This window comes from Mesorhizobium sp. M7A.F.Ca.CA.001.04.2.1 (assembly GCF_003998485.1).
Taxonomy (GTDB): Bacteria; Pseudomonadota; Alphaproteobacteria; order Rhizobiales; family Rhizobiaceae; genus Mesorhizobium; species Mesorhizobium ciceri.
Genome location: NZ_RZQT01000253.1, coordinates 1 through 3,066 on the forward strand (window position 1 = coordinate 1; position 3,066 = coordinate 3,066).

The 3,066-nt window shown below is 62.6% G+C and carries 4 protein-coding genes and 1 pseudogene; 4 read left to right on the forward strand and 1 reads right to left on the reverse strand.

Annotation, left to right across the window (positions count from 1 at the left end):
• The 4 genes and pseudogenes from EN955_RS34120 to tsf form a co-directional block, all read left to right on the forward strand.
• Window positions 1-380, forward strand: a pseudogene (locus EN955_RS34120) (hypothetical protein); the annotation flags it as partial.
• Between the two features lie 58 nt (window positions 381-438).
• On the forward strand, window positions 439-717 hold the full coding sequence (locus EN955_RS34125) for a DUF4031 domain-containing protein (protein WP_013531766.1): 279 nt from the start codon (window positions 439-441) through the stop codon (window positions 715-717).
• Window positions 718-919: 202 nt separating this feature from the next.
• Window positions 920-1,708 (forward strand): 30S ribosomal protein S2, encoded by a 789-nt coding sequence (gene rpsB, locus EN955_RS34130; RefSeq protein ID WP_013531765.1) that lies wholly within the window; start codon window positions 920-922, stop codon window positions 1,706-1,708.
• A 109-nt stretch (window positions 1,709-1,817) separates the two neighbouring features.
• A complete protein-coding gene (gene tsf, locus EN955_RS34135) occupies window positions 1,818-2,738 on the forward strand; it encodes a translation elongation factor Ts (RefSeq protein ID WP_013531764.1) in 921 nt (306 codons plus the stop codon).
• 35 nt (window positions 2,739-2,773) lie between these two features.
• Here the strand turns inward: tsf and EN955_RS34140 are convergent.
• Window positions 2,774-3,066, reverse strand: a 293-nt coding sequence (locus EN955_RS34140) for a LysR substrate-binding domain-containing protein (protein ID WP_245492856.1), incomplete at its 5' end; no start/stop codon positions are given.

Consider the following 3,066-nt stretch of genomic DNA (forward strand, 5'->3'; position numbering starts at 1 on the left):
CTGGCGATGCCGAACGGCAAAGGCAGGTCCGCGCGCTCGTCGATAGAGTTCAGAGGCTGCAACGCGTCGGACCCTGGGCCTGCGCCAATCCGCGCATTGGCCAGGAGGAGATCGCCGAACATCTGAAGCGGATCCGCAACGACTATTGTCGGGGCGGGCTGCGCGACACGATGAACCGGTTCGTTCCGCAGCCAGCCGGGCCGCGTTGCGCCCACATCCGGGTGCCGGAGGCACTGGGCTTGCATGAGCATACGGGCTCGATCGACGATGCGGTTGCCGATCTGCACCGCCGCATGCAGGATACAGTCACCAACATCGTCGCCGAGCTTGCAGCCAATGGCGGCTTCATTTTCTATCCGAATCCATTCTATCGTCACTGACATCAGCCGGGCCATGTGGCCGACTGTCGTGACGGATGGAAGGCAGACAGCAAGCTTTATGGCAGCCTATGTCGACGCAGCGATCTGGAACTGGGCCGGCCATCGCTGGTGCCATCTGTTGGCCGACGACACCGACGAGTTGCATCGCTTTGCCGCGCATCTTGGCGTCAAGCGCTCATCCTACCAGGGGCCGCCCAAGACATCGGCGCCGCATTACGACATAACCGGCTTCGAGCGTGACCGTGCGGTGCGGCTCGGCGCCATCGAATGCAGCCGCGAGGAGATCGTCGCGGTCTTCCGGCGGGTGCGGGTGCCGAACGGCAAGATAAAGCGCTGACGGCAGCGCGCGGATCGTCGCACGCCGCACACAGGTCCCGCGGCCCTTGCGTTTATCGCGCATCCCCTCTATATGCGCGCTCATTCCACACACGGACTTTGGTGTCTGCCCGGGAGAAATCCGGCTGAAACCTCCGGTGGCGTTCGAGGACAAAGTCCAAAAATGCCTGTGTCCGTGGAGGCTAACCGGAAAGGAACTTTGAATGGCACTGCCTGATTTCAGCATGCGCCAGCTTTTGGAAGCTGGCATTCACTTCGGCCACCAGACCCATCGCTGGAACCCGAAAATGGCGCCCTACATCTATGGCGCCCGCAACAACATCCACATCATCGACCTCTCGCAGACGGTGCCTTTGCTGCACCAGGCGCTGAAGCAGGTTTCCGACACCGTCGCCAAGGGCGGCCGCGTGCTGTTCGTCGGCACCAAGCGCCAGGCGTCCGACATCGTCGCCGATGCGGCACAGCGTTCGGCCCAGTACTACGTCAACTCGCGTTGGCTCGGCGGCATGCTGACCAACTGGAAGACGATCTCGAATTCGATCCAGCGCCTGCGCAAGCTCGACGAGATGCTGGCCGGCGAGGCGCAAGGGTTGACCAAGAAGGAACGCCTGAACCTCGACCGCGAGCGCGAGAAGCTCGACAAGGCGCTGGGCGGCATCAAGGACATGGGCTCGACGCCCGACCTGATGTTCGTGATCGACACCAACAAGGAAGCGATCGCCATTCTCGAGGCCAAGCGCCTCGGCATTCCGGTCGTCGCCATCATCGATTCGAACTGCGATCCGGACAAGATCGACTTCCCGATCCCCGGCAATGACGACGCGGCCCGCGCCATCCAGCTCTATTGCGATCTGATCGCCAAGGCTGCGATCGACGGCATCGCCCGTCAGCAGGGCGCGCTCGGCGTCGACATCGGCGCTTCGATCGAAGCTCCCGTCGAACCGGCGCTCGACCCGGCTCCGGCCCCGGCTGCAGACGCTCCGGAAGCTTGATAATCGAAGGCCGGTTGCGGCCTTCATCTTTCTCATATTCTGGCACGCTAAACAGACGCACCATCGAATACCGATGGTGCGTCGGTGCATTTAAAACAAAGAGGCGACAATGAGCATTTCGGCTGCACAGGTCAAAGAACTCCGCGACTTGACCGGCGCGGGCATGATGGATTGCAAGGCGGCGTTGACCGAGACCAACGGCAACATGGAAGAGGCCGTCGACTGGCTGCGCAAGAAGGGTATCTCCAAGGCTGACAAGAAGGCTGGCCGCACCGCGGCTGAGGGCCTGATCGGCGTCGACAACGGCGTGCGCGAGGCTGCCGTCGTGGAAGTCAATTCCGAGACCGACTTCGTTGCCCGCAACGCCGCGTTTCAGGAAATCGTCGCCAATGTTGCCAAGGTTGCGCTGGCCTACGGCACGACGGAGGCTGTGGCCGCCGCAAAGTATCCAGGTTCCGACAAGTCGGTTGCCGACACCATCAAGGACGCTGTCGGCACCATCGGCGAAAACATGGGCTTCCGCCGCTCGGCCAAGCTCACCGTCCCGCACGGTGCTGTCGCCACCTACGTCCACAACGCAGTTGCCGATGGTCTTGGCAAGCTCGGCGTTCTGGTCGCGATCGAGACCACGGGCAATGAGCATGCCGCCAACGCCTTTGGCCGCCAGGTTGCCATGCATGTCGCCGCCACCAACCCGCTGGCGCTGACGGCCGAGCAGATCGATCCGGCTGCGGTCGAGCGCGAGAAGGCGATCTTCGCCGATCAGGCGCGCCAGTCCGGCAAGCCGGAAGCGATCATCGAAAAGATGGTCGAAGGCCGCCTACGCAAGTTCTATGAGGAAGTCGTGCTCCTGAAGCAGGCCTTCGTGCTCAATCCCGACATCACTGTCGAGCAGGCACTGAAGGATGCCGAGAAGGAAATCGGCGCTCCGGCCAAGATCTCCGCCTATCTGCGCTTTGCGCTCGGCGAAGGCATTGAAAAGGAAGAGACCGATTTCGCGGCGGAAGTCGCGGCTGCGGTGAAGAAATAATCCTTACAAATAGCCCCCTGAAGGGGCTTCTCAGCTCAGGCAACTCGGCCGGGTGTCCGCAAGGATGCCCGGCCGATTTCTTGTGCGGTGTCGATAAAGGCCCTGAGCTTCGGCGCCATTGACGCCCGGCGCGGGAAATAGAGGAATAGCCCCGGTTCCTCGATCGCCGTCTGCGGCAGCACCTGGACCAGGCGGCCCGCGGCAAGATCGGCGCGCGCCAGCGGCTCGAAGACATAGGCAAGCCCGACGCCTGCAAGCGCAAGATCGATTGCTGCGAGCGAATCCGTCACGACAACGCTGCCCCGCGTCTCCATGGCGATGTCCTTGC

Excerpts from the sequence above, each read along its gene's own strand:
- EN955_RS34125 (WP_013531766.1), top strand. The coding sequence starts at position 439 with ATGGCAGCCTATGTCGACGCAGCGATCTGGAACTGGGCCGGCCATCGC.
- rpsB (WP_013531765.1), top strand. The coding sequence starts at position 920 with ATGGCACTGCCTGATTTCAGCATGCGCCAGCTTTTGGAAGCTGGCATT.
- tsf (WP_013531764.1), top strand. The coding sequence starts at position 1,818 with ATGAGCATTTCGGCTGCACAGGTCAAAGAACTCCGCGACTTGACCGGC.